Genomic DNA, 21,555 nt, shown 5'->3' with positions numbered 1-21,555 from the left:
CGGTTGACGGGCATGGCCACCGCCGCGACGGCACCGTCCCCCGCCGGAAACGCCGCACTCAGGTCAGCGCCGTCATCACGCCCTTGCGATAGGCCGGGCGCTGCTGCAGACGTTGGTACCAGGCGTGCAGGTGCGGCAGTGCCGGGCGTTCGATCGGCATCTCGAACCAGGCATAGGCGAAGCTGCCCAGCGGGATGTCGCCCATGGCGAAGTGCTCGCCCGACAGCCAGGGCTGTTGCGCCAACGCGGCGTCGGCGGTGTGCAACAGCTCGGCCGATTGTTCCAGCGCGGCGGCGATCCTGGCTGCATCGCGCTGTTCCGGCGCGGTGCGCAACACGCCCCAGAACAGGTCGCGGAAGGCACCGGCGAAGCGCGAGGTGGTCCAGTCCATCCACTTGTCGCCCTGCGCGCGCAGCGCCGGATCCTGCGGGTACAGCGTGCCAGGGGCGTAGCGCGCGGCCAGGTAGCGGACGATGGCATTGGATTCCCACAGCGCCAGGCCATCGTCCTCGATCGCCGGCACCAGGCCATTGGGATTGAGCGCGCGATAGGCCGGCTGATCGTTGCCGCCGAACGCGCCGCCGACCTCGATGGAGGTGTAGGCCAGGCCGATCTCCTCCGCGCACCACAGCACCTTGCGCACGTTGCTCGAATTGTGGCGGCCCCAGATGGTCAGCATGTCGGCGCTCCGGTTGCGGTTGCCGAATTCTACGCCGCCGTGCCGCTCACGCGCTCGCCGCACCCTGCGGCAGGCGCCGGGTCAGCAGTCGCTGCAGCAGGCAGAACAGCAGCAACAGGCCGCCGATCACGATGCGCGTCCACCACGAGCTGAGCGTGCCGTCGAACACGATCAGGGTCTGGATCGCGCCCAGGATCAGCACGCCGAACAGAGTCCCGATCACATAGCCGCTGCCGCCGGCCAGCAGCGTGCCGCCGATCACCACCGCGGCGATGGCGTCCAGTTCCAGGCCCTGCGCATGCAGGCTGTAGCCGGACAGCATGTAGAACGTGCACACCACCCCGGCCAGCGCCGAGCAGAAGCCGCTGAAGGCGTAGACGCGCACCTGCGTCGCCTCCACCGGCAGGCCCATCAGCCGCGCCGAGGCCTCGCTGCCGCCGAGCGCGTACACGCAGCGGCCGAAACGGGTGCATTGGGTCAGCCACATGCCCAGCGCCACCGTCGCCAGCGCGATCAACGCACCGATCGACAGCGACGCGTCGCCGCCCAGCGGCAGCCGCGCCTGCGCGATCGCGGTGTACAGCGGGTCGGTGATCGGGATCGAATCGACGCTGATCAGGTAACTGGCGCCGCGCGCCAGGAACATGCCGGCCAGGGTCACCACGAACGGCTGCAGGCGGTAGCGCTGGATCAGCAGGCCCATGAACGCACCGAAGACGCTGCCGAGCAGCAGCACCAGCGGGATCGCCGCCAGGGGCGACCAGCCGTGGCGCTCGACCAGCGATGCCGACAGCACGGTGGTGAACGCCAGCACCGCGCCCACCGACAGGTCGATGCCGCCGCTGAGGATCACCAGGCTCATCCCCACCGCGGCAATGCACAGGAAGGCGTTGTCGATCAGCAGATTGGCCAGCACCTGCGGCGCCAGGAAGCCGTCGTAGAGCACGCCGCCGGCCGCGAGCATGGCCACGAACAGCGCCACGGTGATCGCCAGCGGCAGGCGGGCGCCCTGCAGCACGCCCGCCGCCTTGCGCAGGCCGGACCCAACCGGGCGTGGAGCCGCCGCGCTCATGGCCGCACCTGCGGCGGCGGCCGCCGGATCCAGCCGCGCAGGTGGGCGCGGAAGCGCGGCGATTGCAGCAGCATCACCGCGAACACCAGCAATGCCTTGATCAGCATGGTCACCTGCGCCGGCACGCCGAAGGCGTAGATGGTCGCGGTCAGGGTCTGGATGATCAGCGCGCCGATCACGCTGCCGGCCAGGCTGAAGCGGCCGCCATCGAGCAGCGTGCCGCCGAGGGTGACCGCGAGGATCGCGTCCAGTTCCATCAATTGCCCGGCGTTGTTGGCGTCGGCGCTCTTGACGTTGGAGCTGATCAGCAACCCGGCCAGGCCGGCGCTGAACGCGCAGAACACGTACAGCAGCACCGCGATCAGCCGCGCACGCACGCCGGCCACCCGCGCCGCGCGCGGGTTGTGGCCGATGGCGCGCACGAACAGCCCCAGCGCGGTGCGCCCCAGCAGCAGTTGCAAGGCCGCGAACACCGCCGCGACCACGAACAGGGCGAACGGCAGGCCGAGCAGAAAGCCGTTGCCCAGGTAGAAATACGGCGCGTAGTAGATGGTGAGGATCTGCCCGTCGCCGATCAGCTGCGCGATGCCGCGCCCGGCCACCATCAGGATCAGCGTGGCGATGATCGGCTGCATGCCGACCTTGACCACCAGCAGCCCGTTCCACAGCCCGCACAGCGCCGCCACCAGCAGCGGCGCCAGCAGCACCGCCCACAGCGGGAAGCGGCTGTGTTCGCCGCCGCCGATCATCCACGCCGCTACCGTCGCGGCGATCGCCACCACCGCGCCGACCGAGATGTCCAGGCCGCGCACCGCAATCACCAGGGTCATGCCCATCGCCACCAGCGCCAGCGGTGCGGCACGGTTACCGATGTCGACCAGGCTGCCGTACAGGTGGCCGTCGCGCCATTGCAGGCTCAGGAAGCCCGGGTCGCACAGGCCATTGCCGAGCAGCAGCACCGCCAGCGTCGCCAGCGGCCAGAACAACGGATGCGCGCGCAGCCGCGCCGACCAGCGCGATGCGGTGGTGTCGGGCGTGGCGGTGGCGCTCATGCCGCGCTCCCGGCGATCAGCTCGAAGATCGCGCGCTCGCCGCAGCCGCCGGGCAGTTCGCCGACCAGGCGGCGTTCGCGCAGCACCGCGATGCGGTCGGCGATGCGCGCGAGCTCGGCGACCTCGGCGGAGATGAACAGTACCGCCATGCCCTCGCGGGCCAAGGCCAGGATCCGGGTCATGATCTCCTGCTTGGCGGCGATGTCGATGCCGCGCGTGGGTTCGTCGAGGATCAGCAGCCGCGGCCGCGTCGCCAGCCAGCGCGCCAGCACCACCTTCTGCTGGTTGCCGCCGGACAGCAGCCCCACCGGCGTCTCCAGGCTGGCGGTCTTGATGCCCAGCACGTCCACATAGCCCTGCGCGATGCGCAGCTGCTCGGCCGGCGCCAGGAACCGGCGCAGGCCCATGCGCGCCTGCAGCGCCAGCACGATGTTCTCGCGCACCGACAGTTCGGCGACGATGCCCTCGGTCTTGCGTTCTTCCGGGCACAGCGCCAGGCCGTGGGCGATCGCGTCGGGCGGGCCGCGCAGCGCCACGTCGCGGCCGTCGATCGCCACGCGGCCGCGATCGGCACGGTCCAGCCCGAACAGCAACCGCGCCAGTTCGGTGCGGCCGGCGCCGAGCAGACCGGCCAGGCCCAGCACTTGGCCTTGGCGCAGTTGCAGGTCGACCGGCTGCAACTGGCCGCGCCGGGCCAGGCCCTGCGCCTGCAGCAGCGGCGCAGCGTCCTCGGGCGCGGCCACGCGCACCGCGGCGGCCGCGGCGCTGGCCGGGTCGAGCGCGCGCCCGACCATCGCCGCGACCAGTTGCGGCGCCGGCAATTCCGCCGGTGTGTATTCGCCGACCAGGCGGCCGTTGCGCAGCACGCTGATGCGGTCGGCCACCGCGTACACCTGGTCCAGGAAGTGGGTGACGAACAGGATCGCCATGCCGCCATCGCGCAGCGCGCGCATCACCCGGAACAGTTCGGCCACCTCGCCTTCATCGAGGCTGGAAGTGGGTTCATCGAGGATCAGCACCCGCGCCGACACGCCGACCGCGCGCGCGATCGCCACCATCTGCTGCACCGCCACCGGATAGCTGCCCAGCGCGCGCCGCACATCGATGGCGATGCCCAAACGCTGCAGGCCGGCCTCGGCCTCGCGCTCGACCCGGCGCCAGTCGATGCGCCGCAGCCAGCCGCGCAGCGGGTAGCGGCCGGCGAACAGGTTCTCGGCCACCGACAGGTTCGGGCACAGGTTCACTTCCTGGTACACGGTGCTGATGCCGAGCCGTTGCGCCTGCTGCGGCGACGCCGGCGCGACCACCGCGCCGTCCAGCGCGATGCGCCCGGCGTCGGCGGCGGTCACGCCGGTAAGCAGCTTGATCAGGGTCGACTTGCCGGCGCCGTTCTGGCCCATCAACGCGTGGATCTCGCCGCCGCGCAAACGCAGCGCCACGTCCTCCAGCGCGGCCACGCCGGCATAGGCCTTGCTCAGTCCCTGCGCCTCCAGCACCAGCGGATGCATGCGCGCGGCCTCAGTACTTGCGCTTGGGCAGTTCGGCCGCGGCCTGGTCCTGGGTGTACACCGACTCCTCCACCACGATGCGCTTGGGCAGCGGCTTGCCGGCCTTGAGGTCGCGGATGGCCTGCACCAGTTGCGGGCCCAGCAGCGGATTGCATTCGACGGTGACGTTGAGCTTGCCGGCCTGCATCGCCTCGAACGCGCCCTTCACCCCGTCCACCGAGATCACCAGGATGTCCTTGCCCGGCTTCATCCCGGCTTCCTCGATCGCCTGGATCGCGCCGATCGCCATGTCGTCGTTATGCGCGTAGAGCACGTCGATGTTGCGTCCCTCCGACTTCAGGAACGCCTCCATCACTTCCTTGCCCTTGGCGCGGGTGAAATCGCCGCTTTGCGAGCGCACGATCTGGAAGCGCGGATGCGCCGCCAGGATCTCCTTGAAGCCCTTCATGCGATCGATCGCCGGCGCCGAGCCGACGGTGCCCTGCAGTTCGACGATGCGCACCGGCTTGTCGCCGTCCTTCAGCGGCGAACGCTCGACCAGCCAGCGCGCCGCCTTGCGCCCTTCCTCGACGAAATCCGAACCGATCAGGGTCACGTACAGGCTGTCGTCGGACACCTTCACCGCGCGGTCGGTCAGCACCACCGGGATCTTCGCGGCCTTGGCCTCGCGCAGCACCGTCTCCCAACCCGACTCCACCACCGGCGAAAACGCGATCACGTCCACGCGCTGGGCGATGAACGAGCGCAGCGCCTTGATCTGGTTTTCCTGCTTCTGCTGCGCGTCGGAGAACTTCAGCGTCATGCCGGCATCGGCGACGGCCTGCTTGATCGAGGCGGTGTTGGCAGTGCGCCATTCGCTCTCGGCGCCGACCTGGCTGAAACCGACGGTGAGTTGCCCGGGCGCCTTGCCGGCGTCCTTGCCGCCGCCGGAACACGCGGCCAGCGCCATCCCCAGCAGTGCCGCGATTCCCAGCGCCCGCATTCCCGACGTGTGCTTGTGCATAGCCCCTCCTCGTTGATGGCACGCTGGCGGCGGACGCGGCCCGGGGGCCGCGACGCGCCGCCCACCCTCCCAGGCCGGCGTGCGCTGATTCGATCAGTTCATGGTGCGGATGTGTAAGCCGTCTTGACCGTGGTGTAGAACTCCACCGCATACCGGCCCTGCTCGCGCGGGCCGTAGCTGGAGGCCTTGCGTCCGCCGAACGGCACGTGCGGGTCGACGCCGGCAGTGGGCAGGTTGACCATCACCATGCCCGCCTGCGCATGCCGCTTGAAATGCGTGGCGTGCTTCAGCGAGCGCGTGGCGATGCCGGCGCACAGGCCGAACTCGGTGTCGTTGGCCAAGGCCAGCGCGTGCTCGTAGTCGTCGGCCACCAGTACCGCGGCGACCGGGCCGAACACCTCCTCGCGGGCGATGCGGTGCTGCGACTGCGCGGCCACCAGCGCCGGGCGCAGGTAGTAGCCGCGGTGCGCGCACTCCAGCGCCTCGCCACCGTAGAGCAGTTCGGCGCCTTCCTCGCGGGCGATGCGCAGGTAGTCGCGATCCTGTTCGAACTGGCTGGCGCTGGCGACCGGGCCGATGTCCACACCCGGCTCCAGCGCATGGCCGATCTTCAGCGCGGCCAGGCGGGTGCGCACCCGCGCGACGAACTCGTCGTGCACCGCGCGTTCGACGATCAGCCGGCTCGAGGCGGTGCAGCGCTGTCCAGTGGAGAAGTAGGCGCCGTTGACCGCGATCTCCGCCGCCAGGTCCAGGTCGGCATCGGCCAGCACCACCAGCGGATTCTTGCCGCCCATCTCCAACTGGATCTTCAGCCCGCGCTCGGCGGCCTGGCGCAGCAACCGGTTGCCGGTGGGCACCGAGCCGGTGAAGCTCAGCGCATCGATGCCGCGCTCGGCGACCAGCGCCTGACCGACCGTGCTGCCGCTGCCGAGCACCAGGTTGAACGCGCCGTTTGGCAGGCCGGCGCGGCTGAGGATCTCGGCCAGCGCCCAGGCACAGCCGGGCACGATCTCCGCCGGCTTGAACACCACGGTGTTGCCGTAGGCCAGCGCCGGCGCGATCTTCCACGCCGGGATCGCCAGCGGAAAATTCCACGGCGCGATGATGCCGACCGTGCCGACCGGCTCGCGGGTGATCTCGACGTTGACCCCGGGCCGGGTGGAGGCCAGCGTCTCGCCGGGAATGCGCAGGGCCTCGCCAGCGAAGAACTTGAAGATCTGCCCTGCGCGCGCCGCCTCGCCGATGCTCTCCGGCAAGGTCTTGCCCTCTTCCGAGGCCAGCAGCGCGCCCAGTTCCTGCTTGCGCGCCAGGATCTCGCTGCCGACCGCGTCCAGCGCGTCGGCGCGCTGCTGCGGGGTGCTCGCAGCCCACGCCGACTGCGCCGCGTTGGCCGCGGCGATCGCCTCGCGCACCGTGGCCGCGTCGAGGCTGCCGGCTTCGCCGACCGGTGCCGACAGGTCGGACGGATTCTCGTCGGGGGCGAGGTCGTCGCCGGCCACCCAGCGGCCGTCGAGGTAGCTCTGGAAACGTCGGGTCATGCCTACCTCCGTGCGGTTCTACAGCGCGCGCACGCCGCCCAGGGCGAATCCGCTGTCGACGCGCTGCAAGGGATTGACCAGCGCCGCGCCGAACTCGGCCAGTTCGATCTCGAAGCGGTCGCCGGGCTGCGCCTGCACGCCATCTGCGAAGCTCAGCGTGGCGGTGCCGAAGAAATGCAGGTGCACGTCGCCGGGCACGCGGTGCGCGGCGTACTTGAAATGGTGGTACTCGAGATTGGCCAGCGAATGGCACATGTTGGCCTCGCCGGTGACGAAGGGCTTCTCCCAGATCACCGCGTCGCCGCGGCGGATGCGGCTGTGCCCGCGCAGGTCGCGCGGCAACGGGCCGCAGCGCAGTTCCGGGCCGACCGCGCAGGCGCGCAGCTTGGAATGGGCCAGGTACAGGTAGTTCTGGCGCTCGGTGACGTGGTCGGAGAACTCGTTGCCCAGCGCGAAGCCGAGCCGGTACGGCACACCGTCGGCGCCGATAACGTACAGCCCGACCAGTTCCGGCTCCTCGCCGCCATCCAGGGCGAAGTCCGGCGATGGCAGCGGCGCGCCCGGCGCGACCAGAGTGCTGCCGTCGCCCTTGTAGAACCATTCCGGCTGCGCGCCGGGCTGGCCGCCGCGCGGGATGCCGCCGTCCACACCGAGCTGGAAGATCTTCATCGAATCGGTGAGCGTGCCCTGCGCCGCCTGCTGCTGCAGGTTCTGGTGCATGGCATCGCGGGTGGCGGCGCTGCCCAGGTGGGTCAGGCCGGTGCCGGTGACGCGGCAATGCGCCGGGTCTGGATGAGTCAGCGGCGGCAGCACCCGGCCGGCCGCCAGCAGCGCGGCGTAGTCGAGCACGCGCTCGCCGCGCAGCTGATGCGCCTGCGCCTCCAGGCTGGCGCCGGCGGCCAGCGCCGCGTTGGCCAGCGCATAGGTGGACGCCACCTCGCGCAGCAGCCGCACCTGGCGGCCATCGTCTTCCACCACACCGACGCCGGGCGTCCCGGCGTCATCGAGCAACTGGATCAATCGCATGCATCGGTCGCCTGTCGGAATGCGGGCGCGCAGCGCGCGACGCGGGACAGGCGCGACGCGAAGCGCTCGTCGCTATTCTGGCCGGACGACCTATATGCAACAAATATCGGTTTTGGCTTAACGTATACGAACATTCATATCACTCTGAGCGCCATGCCCGCCGCCCCGCCCTGGTTCGTCCGCGCCCGCCTGAAGACCCGGCAATTGATGCTGCTGCTGGCGATCGAGGAGGAAGGCAACATCCACCGCGCCGCCGAGACCTTGAACATGTCGCAGCCGGCCGCCTCCAAGCTGCTCAAGGACCTGGAGGACATGCTGGCGGTGCCGCTGTTCGAGCGCCTGCCGCGCGGCATGCGCGCCACCTGGTACGGCGAGGCGATGATCCGCCACGCGCGCATCGCCCTGGCCAGCCTCGGCGAGGCCGGCGCCGAGATCGAGGCGCTGAAGGCCGGCTATGCAGGCAGCGTGGCCGTCGGCGCGATCGCCGGGCCGGCGATGAGCCTGCTGCCGTCCGCGCTGGCCCAGGTCGGCGCGCAGCATCCGCTGCTGCGGGTGAGCCTGCGTGTGGACGGCAGCGACGTGCTGCTGGAGCAACTGGCGCAGAACAAACTGGACATCGTGGTGGCGCGTCTGTTCGCGCGGCACGACAAGCGCCACCTGCACTACCAGGCACTGGCCGAGGAAAAGGTCTGCGCCATCGCCCGCCCCGGCCATCCGCTGCTGGCGGCGCCGGCGCCGACGCTGGCGGTGCTGGCCGAGGCACCGTGGATCGTGCCGCCGGACGGCAGCGTGTTGCGCCACCGCTTCGAACTGATGTTCCAGAACGCCGGGCTGGAGGCGCCCAAGCGGGTGATCGAGACCTCGGCGCTGGTGGTGCTGCCGCAGTTGCTGCGGCATGGCGACGCGCTGGCGGTGGTGCCCGAGGACGTGGCCCGGCATTTCGCCGACCACGGCAGCGTGGCGATCGTGCCGGTGGCGCTGTCCTGCCGCATGGACGCCTTCGGCCTGATCACCCGCCGCGACTGGCTGCTGTCGCCGGGTGCGCGGATCGTGCTGCAGGCGCTGCAGGAGGCGGCGGCGACGGTCTACGGCGTCGCCGTGACGGCGACCCCGCCGTCGCTGCCTGCGGACGGCTGATCGCGTCGGAACTGAAGTCCCTCCCACAACGCGCCGCCCAGCAGCAGCGCCCGGCTGTTTGTGGGAGGGGCTTCAGCCCCGACGAGCGAAGCCGGATACCGCCTCCGCTGTTGCCCTGCCCGAACCGGTGCCCCCGCGACGCCCAGCCGCGCGACCGCGCTCAGGTCCAGCCGCCGTCCACCACGAACTCCTGCGCGGTGATCGCGCGCGCCTCGTCCGAGGCCAGGAACAGCGCCATGCGCGCGATGTCCTCGGGCATCACCTTGTCAGGCAGGCACTGGTTGCGCGCCAGTTCGCGCTCGCCGGCCTCGTCCAGCCACAGGGTGACCTGGCGTTCGGTCATCACCCAGCCCGGGGTCAGCACGTTGATGCGGATCCGCGCCGCGCCCAGGTCGCGGGCCAGGCCGCGGGTCAGGCCGTTCACCGAGGACTTGGCGGTGGCGTACACCGGGTAGCCGCCGGTCTTGCTCTGCCAGCCGGTGGAGCCGAGGTTGACGATGGAACCGCCGCCCAGCCGCTGCATGCCCGGCACCACCGCCTGGATGGCGAAGAACGCCGCACGCTGGTTGATCGACACGCAGCGCTCCCAGTACTCCGGGGTCACCGCCTCCAGCGCATGGCGGTCGTCGCTGCCGACGTTGTTGAGCAGCACGTGGAAGTCGCCCAGCTCGGCCGCCGCCTCGCCGATCGCCGCCTGCAGCGCGGCCACGTCGGTGACGTCGCAGCGACGCCACCACGGCGCGGTCAGGCCGGACGCGGCCAGCCGCTCGGCCAGCGCGGCGCTGGCCTCGGCCGCGACGTCGACGAAGGCCACCTGCGCGCCCTGCGCGGCGAAGGCCTCGACCAGCGCGGCGCCGATGCCGGAACCGCCGCCGGTGATGAAGACGCGGCGCCCGTGCAGGCTGCCGTAGGTTGCGTTGCCGAGGGAGGAAGGCGCTGCGCTTGCCGAGTTGTCCATGCCGTTTCGCTCTAGGTGGATAGGATTTCGATATATGAAAACAAATATCCATTTGGAGATATTTGCTATTTTTCACGTATCAATATGCCCGCTAGCATCCCCGGCGTAAAGCATCCGGGGGCGGCTTGCGCACAAGGCGGATCCCGGCGTCCTGGACTCGAGGAATCCGCCGACATGGGCTCACCCAGCAAACCGCCGCGCCGCAGCCAGGCGTGGTTCGGGCGCGAAGGCAAGCAGGGCTTCTACTACCGCAGCTGGCTCAAGAGCGCCGGCCATCCGCACGACATGTTCGATGGCCGCCCGGTGATCGGCATCTGCAACACCTGGTCGGAACTGACCCCGTGCAACGGCCACCTGCGCGAACTGGCCGAACACGTCAAAAAGGGCGTGTACGAGGCCGGCGGGTTCCCGCTGGAGTTCCCGGTGATGTCGCTGGGCGAGACGCAGATGCGCCCCACCGCGATGTTGTTCCGCAACCTCGCCAGCATGGACGTGGAGGAATCGATCCGCGCCAATCCGCTGGACGGCGTGGTGCTGCTGATGGGCTGCGACAAGACCACCCCGTCCTTGCTGATGGGCGCGGCCAGCGTGGACCTGCCGACCATCGGCGTGTCCGGCGGGCCGTCGCTGTCGGGCAACTGGCGCGGGCAACCGCTGGGCTCGGGCACCGGCGTGATCGAGATGTCGGAGATGGTCCGCGCCGGCACCCTGAGCCAGGACGACTTCGTCGAGGCCGAGGCCTGCATGCAGCGCTCCAAGGGCAGTTGCATGACCATGGGCACCGCCTCGACCATGGCCAGCATGGTCGAGGCGCTGGGCATGTCGCTGCCGGAGAACGCCGCGATCCCGGCGGTGGATGCGCGCCGCGCGCGGCTGGCGCGGCTCAGCGGGCGGCGCATCGTGCAGATGGTGGAAGAGGATCTGCGCATGTCGCAGATCCTCACTGCCGACGCCTTCGCCAACGCGATCAAGGTCAATGCGGCGATCGGCGGCTCCACCAACGCGGTGCTGCACCTGCTCGCCCTGGCCGGCCGCGTGGGCGTGCCGCTGCAGTTGGACGACTGGGACCGGCTCGGCTCGCGGCTGCCGTGCCTGGTGAACCTCAAACCGTCCGGCCAGTACCTGATGGAAGACTTCTACTATGCCGGCGGGCTGCCGGCGGTGATGCGCGAACTCGGCAGCGAACTGGCGCTGGACGCGCGCACCGTCAACGGTCGCAGCCTGGGCGAGAACGTGGCGCAGGCGCCGTGCTGGAACCGCGAGGTGATCCACCCGCTGGACGCGCCGGTGCGCGCGGAGGCCGGCATCGCCGTGTTGCGCGGCAACCTGGCGCCGGACGGTGCGGTAATCAAGCCGTCGGCCGCCTCGCCGCACCTGTTGCGGCACCGCGGGCGCGCGGTGGTGTTCGAGAGCATCGAGGACTTCAAGGCGCGCATCGACGACGAGGCGCTGGACATCGACGCCGACTGCATCATGGTGCTCAAGCACTGCGGCCCGCGCGGCTACCCGGGCATGGCCGAGGTCGGCAACATGCCGTTGCCGCCGAAGCTGCTGCGCGCCGGCATCACCGACATGGTGCGCATCTCCGATGCGCGCATGAGCGGCACCGCCTACGGCACCGTGGTGCTGCACGCCTCGCCGGAGGCCGCCGCCGGCGGCACCCTGGCGATGGTGCGCGACGGCGACATCATCGAACTCGACGTCCCCGGCCGCGCGCTGCACCTGGAAGTCAGCGACGAGGAACTGCTGCGCCGGCGCAGCGAATGGACCCCGCCACCGGCGCCGACGCGCGGCTGGAGCAAGCTCTACGTGGAACACGTGCAGCAGGCGCACCTGGGCGCCGACCTGGATTTCCTGGTGGGCGGCAGCGGCGACGCGGTGGCGCGCGATTCGCATTAACGGTCGCGGCGGGATGCATCCACCTTGCCCTCGCAGGAGCGGCGGCGAGCCCGCCGTGCGCACTGTAGGAGGGACTTCAGTCCCGACGCATTGCGCCATCGGAACGCACATCACGTCGCGCGTCGCGGCTGCATGACAGGCGACTCCCGCAGGAAGTGGCGAACGCCGCCTTGCTCCACACGCACCACCCCCACACGTCACCGAACCGTCATCTGCAGCTTCTAGCCTGCCCCGCACCCCAGGGACAAGGCAGGCTCGGTGGCGGCTCACCCCAAACGCGCATGGGCGCGCATGTTCGCGGAACACGGCCCGGTGCTGCGCGGCTTCTTCGTGCGCCGCGGCGCACGCGAAGACGCCGAGGACATGGTGCAGGAAACCTATCTGCGGCTGCTGCGCGCGCATCGGCAGCAGGGCGAGGCCATCGCCAATCCCGAAGCCTATCTGTACACCGTCGCGCATAACCTGGCGCGCGAACAGGCCGCGCGTCGCCGGCAGGCGCCGCTGCGCATCGACGAGATGGAGCAGTTCTCGCAATTGCTGGCGGCGGGAGAGGACGTGGAAGACAGCGCACACCGGCGGCAGCGCCAGCAGCACCTGCAGGCCCTGCTCGCCGAACTGCCCGCGCGCACCCGCGCGGTGCTGGTGATGCAGTACCGTGACGGACTGAGCTACAAGCAGATCGCCGAACGCATGGGCGTGTCGCCGCACATGGTCAAGAAACATGTGGTGCGCGGGCTGTCGGCCTGCCGCCGCGCGCTGGCCGAGAGCGGAGACCGCTGGTGAACGACAGCACATTCTCTTCGCGCAGTGCCATCGCCGATGCCGCGCACTGGCATGCGGTGCAACGCATGCAGCCGCTGGACGCGAAACAGGAACAGCAGTTGCTGGACTGGCTGACCGCCTCGCCGCAGCATCTGCGCGAGTATCTGGCCATGCAGCGCGTGGCCGGCGAACTCGGCGAGGCGCTGCGCGGCATGGACCTGGACGTGGACGCCTTGCTCGCCAGCGACGACACCGCCGATGGCACGGCGAGCGGCAACGTCATCGCCCTGCCCGTGCCGCGGCGCGCGACAGCGGCAGCGCCAACGCGTGCGGCGCGCGCCCACGCCGCGCCGCGCTGGCGTCTGGCCGCGGCCGCCGCGGTGTGCGCGGTGGCGGTGCTGGTCGGCTGGGCCTGGCCGCGCAGTCAGACCTACCGCACCGCGCTCGGCGAACAACGCAGCGTGCAACTGGCCGACGGCAGCACGGTGCGGCTCAATGCGCAGACCCAGGTACGCGCCACGCTGACCCCCTGGAGCCGAAAGCTGCAGTTGCTGCAGGGCCAGGCCAGTTTCGTAGTCGCCGCCGACCGGCGCCCGCTGCAGGTGCAGGCCGGAGGCCTGCGCGTGGAAGATATCGGCACCACCTTCGACATCGCCCTGCACCCCGACCAGGCGCGCATCGAGGTCTCGGCCGGGCGCGTGCAGGTGTGGCGCCAGGATCGGCCGCAGCAGCCGATGCTGGCCGATCTCGGCGCCGGCCAGAGCGCGCGCATCGACACCGCCGATGGCCGGGTCGAACTGGGCAACGAGGACGTCGCCGCGATGCACGCGTGGTGGCAACACCGCATCGTGTTCCGCGACGAACCGCTGGCCAATGTCGCCGAGGATTTCAACCGACTCAACCGCACCCGCCTGCTGATCGACGACGCCGATGCCGGGGCGATGCGGCTGACCGGCAACCTGCGTGGCGACGACGTCGCCGCGTTGCGCGCCTTCCTGGATGCGCAGCCGACATTGCAGGTGCGCACCAGCGCCGACGGCATCCACGTGCGCAGCCGCACGCCGATACAGGCGCGCCTGCAGTAGCGCGGCAGCTGCGTCGCGCGCACTGCGCGGCGCGCGCATCCTTCAAACCAGACGGCCGGCGCGCCATCAGCGCGTCACATGCATCGTGCACGCACGCATCCGTGCGCGCACGCGAAGCCAGCACCCCCACGCACGTGTCACAGAAAATTCATCGAAAAACGGTGCCCGATCTTCGTCGTCGCGCCTCGTAGTCCGGGGACAGCGCAGGCAAACGCCCATGGGCGATGCCGCGCGCACCACCACCCCCGCTCTCACAGGACCCGACGATGCGCCGCACCCTGTTCCTTTCCATCGCCCTCGCCCTGCACGCCGGCGTCGCCGGTGCGCAGACCGCGCCCATCGCGGTCGAGGCGATTCCCGCGCAGCCGCTGGCGCGCGCGCTCAATGCGCTGTCGCGGCAGACCGGCCTGCAGTTCGTCTATGCCGCCGGCAGCACCGGCAACCCGCAGACCCATGGCAGCCGCGCCGGCGCCGCGCCGGAACAGGCGCTGCAGCAACTGCTCGACGGCACCGGCCTGCGCTACCGTTTCCTCACCCCGACCACGGTGACGATCGAGGCAGCGAGCGCGCCGGCGGAAACAGCGGCCACTGCACCGGCGGCGATGGCGGCCGCACCGACGCCGGCACCGGTGACGTCGGCGGATGCGCCGGTCAAGCAACTGGACAGCATCCAGGTGCTCGGCAGCTACGCCGGCAGCCTCAGCGCCGCGCTGCGCGAGAAGCGCTACGCCGACAGCGTGGTCGACGTGATCGCCGCCGAGGATATCGGCAAGCTGCCGGCGCAGAACGTGGCCGAAGCGCTGCAGCGCGTGCCCGGCGTGTCGATCGTGCGCGACCGCGGCGAAGGCGTGTATGTGCGCGTGCGCGGCCTCGGCCCCAACTTCCAGGTGACCACGCTCAACGGCCAGACCATGGCGGTCAACGAGAACGTGCGCACCTCCGGCCAGACCGGCCGCCAGTTCCGCTACGACACCCTGCCGGCGGAACTGGTCGCCGGCCTGGAGGTGATCAAGAGCCCCACCGCGGACCTGGACGAAGGCGCGATCGGCGGCATCGTCAACGTGCGCACGTTCCGCCCGCTGGAACTGGGGAAAACGCTCACCAACGTGTCGCTGGAGTCGAGCCAGGCGCAGCGCACCCACGCCAACGACCCGCGCGTGTCCGGACTGTTCAACTGGGTCAACGCCGACGGCACCTTCGGCCTGCTGCTGTCCGGCGCCTACGCGCAGCGCAGCCTGCGCCAGGACCGGGTCAACGAAGTGAGCTGGGACTACTACCGCGACGGCGTGCCGGGCGTGCCTGGCGCCAACTACGTGCCCACCGGCCTGCGCCCGACGCTGGAACTGGAGCAGCGCGAACGCACCGGCATCGCCGCCTCGCTGCAGTGGAAACCGAGCGCGGCCTGGGAAACCAACCTGGACCTGCTCTACGCCAAGCAGACCGTGCACTACGACGAATACAGCCTGGGCGTGGGCTTCGACAGCCTGGCCAAGCTCAGCAACCTGCGCGTGGCGCATGGCGGCGTCGCCGGCTTCGACTACCGCAACGGCCAGGTGCAGATCTCGCGCGAGACCTCCGGCATCACCGACGACAACCGCAGCGCGCGCCTGTCCAGCACCTGGAGCGGCGATGCGTGGACGCTGGGCGCGGTGGCGTTCCACTCGCAGGCGCACAGCTACGACTCCGATCCGATCCGGCGCACGCGCCTGCGCAGCGGCACCACCCTGTCGATGCGCGTGGACATGCCGCAGGCCGATGGCGACGACGTGCCCGACTGGCGCTTCACCAACGGCTTCGACCCGACCAACCCGGCCAGCGTGGCCGGGCGCCGCCTGGAGTGGCGCGAGATCGATGCGCGCGACAAGGAGGACGCGCTGCAGCTCGACGCCAAGCGCGCGCTCGGCGACGGCTTCTTCCGCGAGCTCAAGTTCGGCGCCAAGTACCGGCAGCGCTCGCGCACCTACGATCGCGCCGACCTGCTGCTGACCAGCATCGCCGGGGTGCGCTTCCCGGCGGGCAACTTCACCGCGCTGCCGGTGGACGACATGCTGACCGACGCCAACGGCAACCTGCCCCGGCAGTGGCTGGCCCCGATCGAATCGCGCTTCTTCGGCACCTGGCCGACCGCCGCGGACCTGGTCAACACGCCGAACAGCGCCGACCTGCAGAACTCCTACGAGGTGAAGGAGAAGATCGGCTCGGCCTATGCGATGGCCGACTTCGGCGGCGACCTGGCCGGCCGCGCGCTGCGCGGCAACCTCGGCGTGCGCCTGGTGCGCACCGAGCAGACCACCGACGGCCATGCCGACGTCAACGGCAGCGCGCAACCGGTGCACTTCGAACGCAGCTACAGCAACGCACTGCCCTCGTTCAACGCGGCCTGGGACGTGCGCGAGGACATGGTGCTGCGCAGTTCCGCGGCCAAGGTCATCACCCGCCCCGACCTCACCGACCTGTCGTCCAAGCTCACCTTCAATTCCAGCGGCGAGATCCTCACCGCCAGCGGCGGCAATCCGTCGCTGCGTCCGTTCGAGGCGTGGCAGTACGACCTGACCTTCGAGTGGTACATCGACGGCACCTCGGCGCTGACCGGCGGCGTGTTCTACAAGGACATCTCGCGCTTCATCCAGACCCAGATGTCGAACCTGCAGTACCAGGGCCAGACCTACCTGCTCTCGTCCAAGACCAACGGCAGCCAGGCCAGCGTCAAGGGCGTGGAAGTGGCCTACCAGCAGGTGTTCGCCGGCCTGCCGGCGCCGCTGGACGGGCTGGGCATGCAGCTCAACTACACCTGGACCGACAGCGAGGCCACCTATCGCGACGGCAGCCGCACCTTCACCGACAGCCTCGAAGGCGTGGCCAAGAACACCTACAACGCGGTGCTGTTCTACGAGAAGGGACCGCTGATGGCGCGGGTGAGCTATGGCTGGAGCGACGACATCGTCAACGCGGTCGGCACCGCCAACGTCGCCACGCTCAACAGCGACAAGTTCGGCAGCCTCGACGCGAACGTGGCATGGAAGGTCAACGACACCCTGTCGGTGTTCGTCAACGCGATCAATCTCACCGGCGCTGTGCAGCGCCAGTACGTCGGCGACCGCCTGTTCGGCGGCTACACCGACTACGGCCGCACCTGGTCGGTGGGCTTGCGCGCACGTTTCTGATCCGCCGCGCTGCCGCCCACGCGCGGCAGCCAGCCCGCCCCGCGGCCTGCATCGCCGCGGGCGCCGGCCATCGCACCGTGCGCCGCCCACCGCCGCGCGCGTCGTACCGCCTCTGCCTGGAGCTTGCCGATGCCATCGCTGCCGCGCCTCGCCACCCTTGTCCTGTTTGCCCTCATGCCACTGGCCTGTGCCGCGGCACGCGCGCAAGCGGCCGCGACGGAGACGCTGGAAAAAGTCGTCATCCTCAAGCGCCACGGCGTGCGCGCGGCGATGTCCAGCGCGGAGCAACTGGAGCGTTACTCGGCGCGCCCCTGGCCGCGCTTCGCGGTGCCCGCCGGGTATCTCACCGCGAACGGCGCGGCGCTGGAACGCTTGTTCGGCGCCTACTACCGCGCCCGCTATGCGCCGCTGGGGCTGTTCGCCGGCGACGGCTGCGCGGCCGCGTACTACTGGGCCAACCGCACCCAACGCACCCTCGCCTCGGCGCAGGCGCTGGCCAGCACGCTGACCCCGGGCTGCGCCAACCCGGTGCACAGCGTCGCCGACGATGCCTCCGATCCACTTTTCGACGGCGCGCCCGCCCTGCGCACTCCCGCCGCGGTGGCGCAGATGCGCGCGGCCATCGCCGGCCGCATCGGCGGCGACGCGCAGGCCTGGAACGCGGCCCAGGCCGACGCCATCGACAGCCTGCAGCAACTGCTGCTGCAGTGCGCGCAACGGCCCTGCCCGGCCGACGCCGGCAGCGGCAAGCTGCGCCTGGATGCGGTACCGGCGCGGCTGGGCGATGCCGACGACGCGATCCCCGGCATCGAAGGCCCGGCCTCGACTGCTTCCGGCCTCAGCGAAAGCCTGCTGATGGCCTGGGCCGACAGCCAGGACTTCGCCGCGCTGGGCTGGCGCGGCGTCGACGAGGCCAGCCTGCTGCGCGCCTTCGCCCCGCACCAGGCCGAGTTCGCGCTGCGCCTGCGCGCGCCCGCCGTGGCGCGCATGGCGGCCTCGCCGCTGGCGGCGCGGCTGCTGGCGACGCTGCTGGACGGCAGCGGCCAGGCCACGCGGGCCGAACCGATCGGCGGCGCGGCGCGGCTGGTGGTGCTGTCCGGCCACGACGGCACCCTGACCCTGCTGGCCGGCATGCTCGACCTGCACTGGCAACTGCCCGGCTACCAGCCCGACCAGACCGTGCCCGGCGGCGCGCTGGTGTTCGAGCGCTGGCGCCGCGCCGACGGCGAACGCGTGATCCGCCTGCGCTACACCGCGCAGAGCCTGGCGCAACTGCGCGAACGCCGCGCGCTGACGGTGCAGGCGCCGCCGCTGGAGTCGCCCGTGTTCATCCCGCAGTGCAGCCGCGCCGACGCCGCCTACGACTGCCCGCTGCCCGCCTTCGCCGCCGCAGTCGAGGCCGCGCTCGATCCGCAGTTCCTGACCCCATGACGCCACGTGCGCCGGCCCCGGCCGGTCGCGCGGCGGCATCGGTGCCTTCCGGCACCGCCCCTGGCGCTCGCGCCACCCGCTGTTCCTCCCAACCCGCAAGAGGCGATTCATGATCCAGCATCTACGCACCCTCGTGAGCTACGGCATCGGATTGAGCCTGGCCTGCGCCGGCGTGGTCCACGCGCAATCGGACGTCGGCGTGCTCGACGTGCTCACCTACAACGTCGCCGGCCTGCCGCAGGGCATCTCCAGCAGCAACCCGGCCGCCAACACCGCCCAGATCGCACCGAAGCTGGCGCCCTACGGCCTGATCAACGTGCAGGAAGACTTCAACTATCACGCCACCTTGTACGCGGGCGACAAGCACCCCTACCGCACGCCCACCAGCGGCGGCGCGGCGATCGGCGACGGCCTCAACACGCTGAGCAACTACCGCTTCGACGACTTCACCCGCATCAAGTGGGACAAGTGCAACGGCACCGACTGCCTCACCCCCAAGGGCTTCAGCTACATGCGCGTGCGCCTGGACGACGGCGTGCTGCTGGACGTGTACAACGCGCACCCCAACGCCGGCACCGAAAGCGCCGACCTGGCCGCGCGGCGCGCCAACATCAGCCAGCTGTCGCAGTTCATCCAGACTTGGTCGGCCGGCAACGCGGTGCTGGTGATGATGGACTCCAACACCCGCTACACCCGCGCCGACGACAACATCCGTGCGTTGATTTCCGCCAACGGCCTGACCGATACCTGGGTGGAACTGGTCAAGGGCAGTGCCCCGGCGGCCGGCGCCGCGCCGCTGCTGTGCGGCACCCCGCCGACCAACGACTGCGAAGTGGTGGACAAGATCCTGTACCGCGACGCGCCGCAGCTGACCCTGGTCGCCAACCGCTACAAGCTCGACGACGGCAACTTCTACGACAGCGACGGCAAGCCGCTGTCCGACCACTACCCGCTGGCCGCGCAGTTCGGCTGGGCGGTCGGGACCACCGTGCGCACCAGCGACCAGTTCGGCGGCCCGCACGGCACCCCGTTCAACGACATCGCCAAGGGCGCCGAGCAGCGCACCATCGCCAGCGTGACCTTGCGCGGCGCCTCGCGCCTGGACGGCATCGCGCTGGGCCTGGACAACGGCAGCACCCTGGCCCACGGCGGCAGCGGCGGCGACGCGGTCACGCTGCGCCTGGGCAGCAACGAGCGGCTGACCTCGGCCACGCTGAGCGTGGGCCAGTACAACGGCCACACCCGGCTGTTCTCGCTGAGCCTGCGCACCAACCAGGGCCGCAGCCTCAGCGCCGGCACGCCGACCGCCGAGACCTACACGCTCACCGCGCCCAGCGGCTGGCACATCGCCGGCTTCACCGGCCGCGACGGCGACGAGATCGACAAGCTCGGCGTGGTCTACCGCAAGGATTGACGGACCCGCGGGCGCCATCGCGCCTGCGGCACCGCAACGGCAACGGCGCGCGTGGCGACGCGCGCCGTTCGCCTTACCGAAGAAGAGGCGACGGCTGCGACCTGTGGCCGGTCGCGCGCATCGACGTGCAGCGAGCGGATGCATTACCGCTGACGATGCGGATCGGAAATCTCCACACCAGGCCGCGCGATGCGGCCACGTGTCTACGTGGGCCGCACTCGCGCGCACACCACCGCATCGCGATTCGAAGCGACGCAGTACACGGGGACGACGCGCCGCTGCCCGCCGACGCCGCAGCCTATTCGCTCGCCGCTTCCAGCGCCTGCGCCAAGCGCTCCACCGCGATCACCTCCATGCCCTTGACCGTACTGGTCTTGGGCGCATTGGCCTTGGGCACGATGGCGCGCTTGAAGCCGTGCGTGGCGGCCTCGCGCAGCCGGTCCTCGCCATTGGGCACCGGGCGGATCTCGCCGGACAGGCCGACCTCGCCGAAGGCGATGGTCTTTTCCGCCAACGGCCGATCGCGCAGCGACGACAGCACCGCCAGCAGCACCGGCAGGTCGGCCGCGGTCTCCTGCACGCGGATGCCGCCGACCACGTTGACGAACACGTCCTGGTCGCCGACCACGATGCCGCCATGGCGGTGCAGCACGGCCAGCAGCATCGCCAGCCGGTTCTGTTCCAGGCCCACCGCCACGCGCCGCGGATTGGACAGCGGCGAGGCATCGACCAGGGCCTGCACTTCCACCATCAGCGGCCGCGTGCCCTCGCGGGTGACCATCACGCAACTGCCGGGCTGGTGCGCGCTGCCGCCGGACAGGAAGATCGCCGACGGATTGGAGACTTCCTTCAGCCCCTTCTCGCCCATCGCGAACACGCCCAGTTCGTTGACCGCGCCGAAGCGGTTCTTGAACGCGCGCAGCAGGCGGAAGCGGCTGCCGCTCTCGCCCTCGAAGTACAGCACCGCATCGACCATGTGCTCGAGCACGCGCGGGCCGGCGATGCCGCCCTCCTTGGTGACGTGGCCGACCAGGAACACCGCGGTGCCGGTCTCCTTGGCATAGCGCACCAGCCGCGCCGCGCTCTCGCGCACCTGGCTGACCGAGCCGGGCGCGGCGGTCAACGCCTCGGTCCACAGGGTCTGCACCGAGTCGGCGACGATCAGCTTGGGTCGCGCCGCGCTGGCATGCTGCAGGATGTGCTCGATGCCGGTCTCGGCCAGCGCGTTGAGGCCGTCCAGCGGCAGGTCCAGGCGCACCGCGCGCCCGGCGACCTGGCCCAGCGATTCCTCGCCGGTCACGTACAGCACCGGCAGCGTGCCGGCCATCTTCGCCAGCGCCTGCAGGAGCAGGGTCGATTTGCCGATGCCGGGGTCGCCGCCGATCAGCACCACCGCGCCCTCGACCAGGCCGCCGCCGAGCACCCGGTCGAACTCGCCGATGCCGGTGGACACGCGCGCCTGGTCGCGGTGCTCCACGTCCTTGAGCGCGGTGATCTTCGGCGTCTCGGCCTTGCCGGCCCAGCCGCTGCGCCGCGCCGCGGCCGGCGCCTTGGCCGTGGCCGCGCTCTCCAGCACGATCTCGCTCAGCGCGTTCCAGGCACCGCATTCGGTGCACTGGCCCTGCCACTTGTTGTATTCGGCGCCGCACTCGCCGCAGACATAGGCCGTTTTCGCTTTCGCCATCTGCTTCTGGTCCGCTCAGACAATGCACCAGCATAGTGGCTGGCGGTCTCAAGGTCCGCGACGCGGCGCCAGGCACCGCATCGCATTCGCTTCCCCAGCGTGTAACGCGGCGGCGGGAAGACGTCGCGCACTCGGCAGCGACG

Annotated in this window: 16 protein-coding genes; 7 read left to right on the top strand and 9 right to left on the bottom strand. The window is 70.7% G+C overall.

Annotated features, from left to right (window positions below; translation table 11 throughout):
* Window positions 1–58: 58 nt before the first annotated feature.
* From CEK69_RS01770 to araD1, 7 genes are all read right to left on the bottom strand, one after another.
* Window positions 59–679 carry a glutathione S-transferase gene (locus tag CEK69_RS01770; RefSeq protein ID WP_152243434.1) on the bottom strand — a complete coding sequence of 207 codons (621 nt, stop codon included), beginning with the start codon at window positions 677–679 and terminating at the stop codon, window positions 59–61.
* Between the two features lie 46 nt (window positions 680–725).
* The gene (gene yjfF, locus CEK69_RS01765) at window positions 726–1,751 is read right to left on the bottom strand and encodes a galactofuranose ABC transporter, permease protein YjfF (protein ID WP_152243432.1); all 1,026 of its coding nucleotides are present in this window, start codon (window positions 1,749–1,751) and stop codon (window positions 726–728) included.
* The gene (locus CEK69_RS01760; protein WP_152243430.1) at window positions 1,748–2,803 is read right to left on the bottom strand and encodes an ABC transporter permease; all 1,056 of its coding nucleotides are present in this window, start codon (window positions 2,801–2,803) and stop codon (window positions 1,748–1,750) included. The genes yjfF and CEK69_RS01760 overlap by 4 nt, the downstream gene beginning before the upstream one ends.
* On the bottom strand, window positions 2,800–4,311 hold the full coding sequence (locus tag CEK69_RS01755; RefSeq protein ID WP_152243428.1) for a sugar ABC transporter ATP-binding protein: 1,512 nt from the start codon (window positions 4,309–4,311) through the stop codon (window positions 2,800–2,802). The genes CEK69_RS01760 and CEK69_RS01755 overlap by 4 nt, the downstream gene beginning before the upstream one ends.
* Window positions 4,312–4,321: 10 nt before the next feature.
* Window positions 4,322–5,314 carry an ABC transporter substrate-binding protein gene (locus CEK69_RS01750; RefSeq protein WP_152243426.1) on the bottom strand — a complete coding sequence of 331 codons (993 nt, stop codon included), beginning with the start codon at window positions 5,312–5,314 and terminating at the stop codon, window positions 4,322–4,324.
* Between the two features lie 98 nt (window positions 5,315–5,412).
* Entirely contained in the window at window positions 5,413–6,852 is a 1,440-nt protein-coding gene (locus CEK69_RS01745) for an aldehyde dehydrogenase family protein (RefSeq protein WP_152243424.1), read from the bottom strand.
* An 18-nt stretch (window positions 6,853–6,870) separates the two neighbouring features.
* On the bottom strand, window positions 6,871–7,878 hold the full coding sequence (gene araD1, locus CEK69_RS01740) for an AraD1 family protein (RefSeq protein ID WP_152243422.1): 1,008 nt from the start codon (window positions 7,876–7,878) through the stop codon (window positions 6,871–6,873).
* Between the two features lie 153 nt (window positions 7,879–8,031).
* On the opposite strand from araD1, the gene CEK69_RS01735 reads away from it, so the two are divergent.
* Window positions 8,032–9,015: a LysR substrate-binding domain-containing protein gene (locus CEK69_RS01735; RefSeq protein WP_017915375.1), complete on the top strand. Its 984-nt coding sequence runs from the start codon at window positions 8,032–8,034 to the stop codon at window positions 9,013–9,015.
* A 160-nt stretch (window positions 9,016–9,175) separates the two neighbouring features.
* Here CEK69_RS01735 and CEK69_RS01730 read toward each other — a convergent pair whose 3' ends face one another.
* Window positions 9,176–9,973, bottom strand: a complete 798-nt coding sequence (locus CEK69_RS01730; protein WP_152243420.1) for an SDR family oxidoreductase — start codon at window positions 9,971–9,973, stop codon at window positions 9,176–9,178.
* Between the two features lie 174 nt (window positions 9,974–10,147).
* On the opposite strand from CEK69_RS01730, the gene CEK69_RS01725 reads away from it, so the two are divergent.
* From CEK69_RS01725 to CEK69_RS01700, 6 genes are all read left to right on the top strand, one after another.
* Window positions 10,148–11,872, top strand: a complete 1,725-nt coding sequence (locus CEK69_RS01725; protein ID WP_152243418.1) for an IlvD/Edd family dehydratase — start codon at window positions 10,148–10,150, stop codon at window positions 11,870–11,872.
* Between the two features lie 258 nt (window positions 11,873–12,130).
* Entirely contained in the window at window positions 12,131–12,655 is a 525-nt protein-coding gene (locus tag CEK69_RS01720; RefSeq protein ID WP_193313856.1) for an RNA polymerase sigma factor, read from the top strand.
* A gap of 65 nt (window positions 12,656–12,720) precedes the next feature.
* Window positions 12,721–13,719 (top strand): FecR domain-containing protein, encoded by a 999-nt coding sequence (locus CEK69_RS01715; RefSeq protein WP_152243487.1) that lies wholly within the window; start codon window positions 12,721–12,723, stop codon window positions 13,717–13,719.
* Window positions 13,720–13,985: 266 nt separating this feature from the next.
* The gene (locus CEK69_RS01710; RefSeq protein WP_152243414.1) at window positions 13,986–16,883 is read left to right on the top strand and encodes a TonB-dependent receptor; all 2,898 of its coding nucleotides are present in this window, start codon (window positions 13,986–13,988) and stop codon (window positions 16,881–16,883) included.
* 129 nt (window positions 16,884–17,012) lie between these two features.
* The gene (locus tag CEK69_RS01705) at window positions 17,013–18,314 is read left to right on the top strand and encodes a histidine-type phosphatase (RefSeq protein ID WP_152243412.1); all 1,302 of its coding nucleotides are present in this window, start codon (window positions 17,013–17,015) and stop codon (window positions 18,312–18,314) included.
* Window positions 18,315–18,423: 109 nt separating this feature from the next.
* Entirely contained in the window at window positions 18,424–19,728 is a 1,305-nt protein-coding gene (locus CEK69_RS01700; protein WP_152180447.1) for a jacalin-like lectin, read from the top strand.
* Between the two features lie 298 nt (window positions 19,729–20,026).
* Here the strand turns inward: CEK69_RS01700 and radA are convergent, their stop codons facing one another.
* Window positions 20,027–21,412, bottom strand: coding sequence for a DNA repair protein RadA (radA, locus tag CEK69_RS01695; RefSeq protein ID WP_152243410.1), 1,386 nt, complete (start codon window positions 21,410–21,412; stop codon window positions 20,027–20,029).
* Window positions 21,413–21,555: the final 143 nt, after the last annotated feature.

The sequence above is a fragment of the Xanthomonas sp. LMG 12462 genome (genome assembly GCF_009192885.1).
Lineage (GTDB): Bacteria > Pseudomonadota > Gammaproteobacteria > Xanthomonadales > Xanthomonadaceae > Xanthomonas_A > Xanthomonas_A sontii.
The sequence above is the reverse complement of the archived record's forward strand: the minus strand, read 5'-3'. Positions and strand labels throughout refer to the sequence as shown.

Bases quoted from the DNA above. Each gene is read 5' to 3' on its own strand.
- CEK69_RS01710 (WP_152243414.1), top strand. From the start codon at position 13,986: ATGCGCCGCACCCTGTTCCTTTCCATCGCCCTCGCCCTGCACGCCGGC.
- araD1 (WP_152243422.1), bottom strand. From the start codon at position 7,878: ATGCGATTGATCCAGTTGCTCGATGACGCCGGGACGCCCGGCGTCGGT.
- radA (WP_152243410.1), bottom strand. From the start codon at position 21,412: ATGGCGAAAGCGAAAACGGCCTATGTCTGCGGCGAGTGCGGCGCCGAA.
- CEK69_RS01725 (WP_152243418.1), top strand. From the start codon at position 10,148: ATGGGCTCACCCAGCAAACCGCCGCGCCGCAGCCAGGCGTGGTTCGGG.
- CEK69_RS01730 (WP_152243420.1), bottom strand. From the start codon at position 9,973: ATGGACAACTCGGCAAGCGCAGCGCCTTCCTCCCTCGGCAACGCAACC.
- CEK69_RS01735 (WP_017915375.1), top strand. From the start codon at position 8,032: ATGCCCGCCGCCCCGCCCTGGTTCGTCCGCGCCCGCCTGAAGACCCGG.
- CEK69_RS01745 (WP_152243424.1), bottom strand. From the start codon at position 6,852: ATGACCCGACGTTTCCAGAGCTACCTCGACGGCCGCTGGGTGGCCGGC.
- CEK69_RS01700 (WP_152180447.1), top strand. From the start codon at position 18,424: ATGATCCAGCATCTACGCACCCTCGTGAGCTACGGCATCGGATTGAGC.
- CEK69_RS01715 (WP_152243487.1), top strand. From the start codon at position 12,721: ATGCAGCCGCTGGACGCGAAACAGGAACAGCAGTTGCTGGACTGGCTG.
- CEK69_RS01760 (WP_152243430.1), bottom strand. From the start codon at position 2,803: ATGAGCGCCACCGCCACGCCCGACACCACCGCATCGCGCTGGTCGGCG.
- CEK69_RS01770 (WP_152243434.1), bottom strand. From the start codon at position 679: ATGCTGACCATCTGGGGCCGCCACAATTCGAGCAACGTGCGCAAGGTG.
- CEK69_RS01755 (WP_152243428.1), bottom strand. From the start codon at position 4,311: ATGCATCCGCTGGTGCTGGAGGCGCAGGGACTGAGCAAGGCCTATGCC.
- CEK69_RS01705 (WP_152243412.1), top strand. From the start codon at position 17,013: ATGCCATCGCTGCCGCGCCTCGCCACCCTTGTCCTGTTTGCCCTCATG.
- yjfF (WP_152243432.1), bottom strand. From the start codon at position 1,751: ATGAGCGCGGCGGCTCCACGCCCGGTTGGGTCCGGCCTGCGCAAGGCG.
- CEK69_RS01750 (WP_152243426.1), bottom strand. From the start codon at position 5,314: ATGCACAAGCACACGTCGGGAATGCGGGCGCTGGGAATCGCGGCACTG.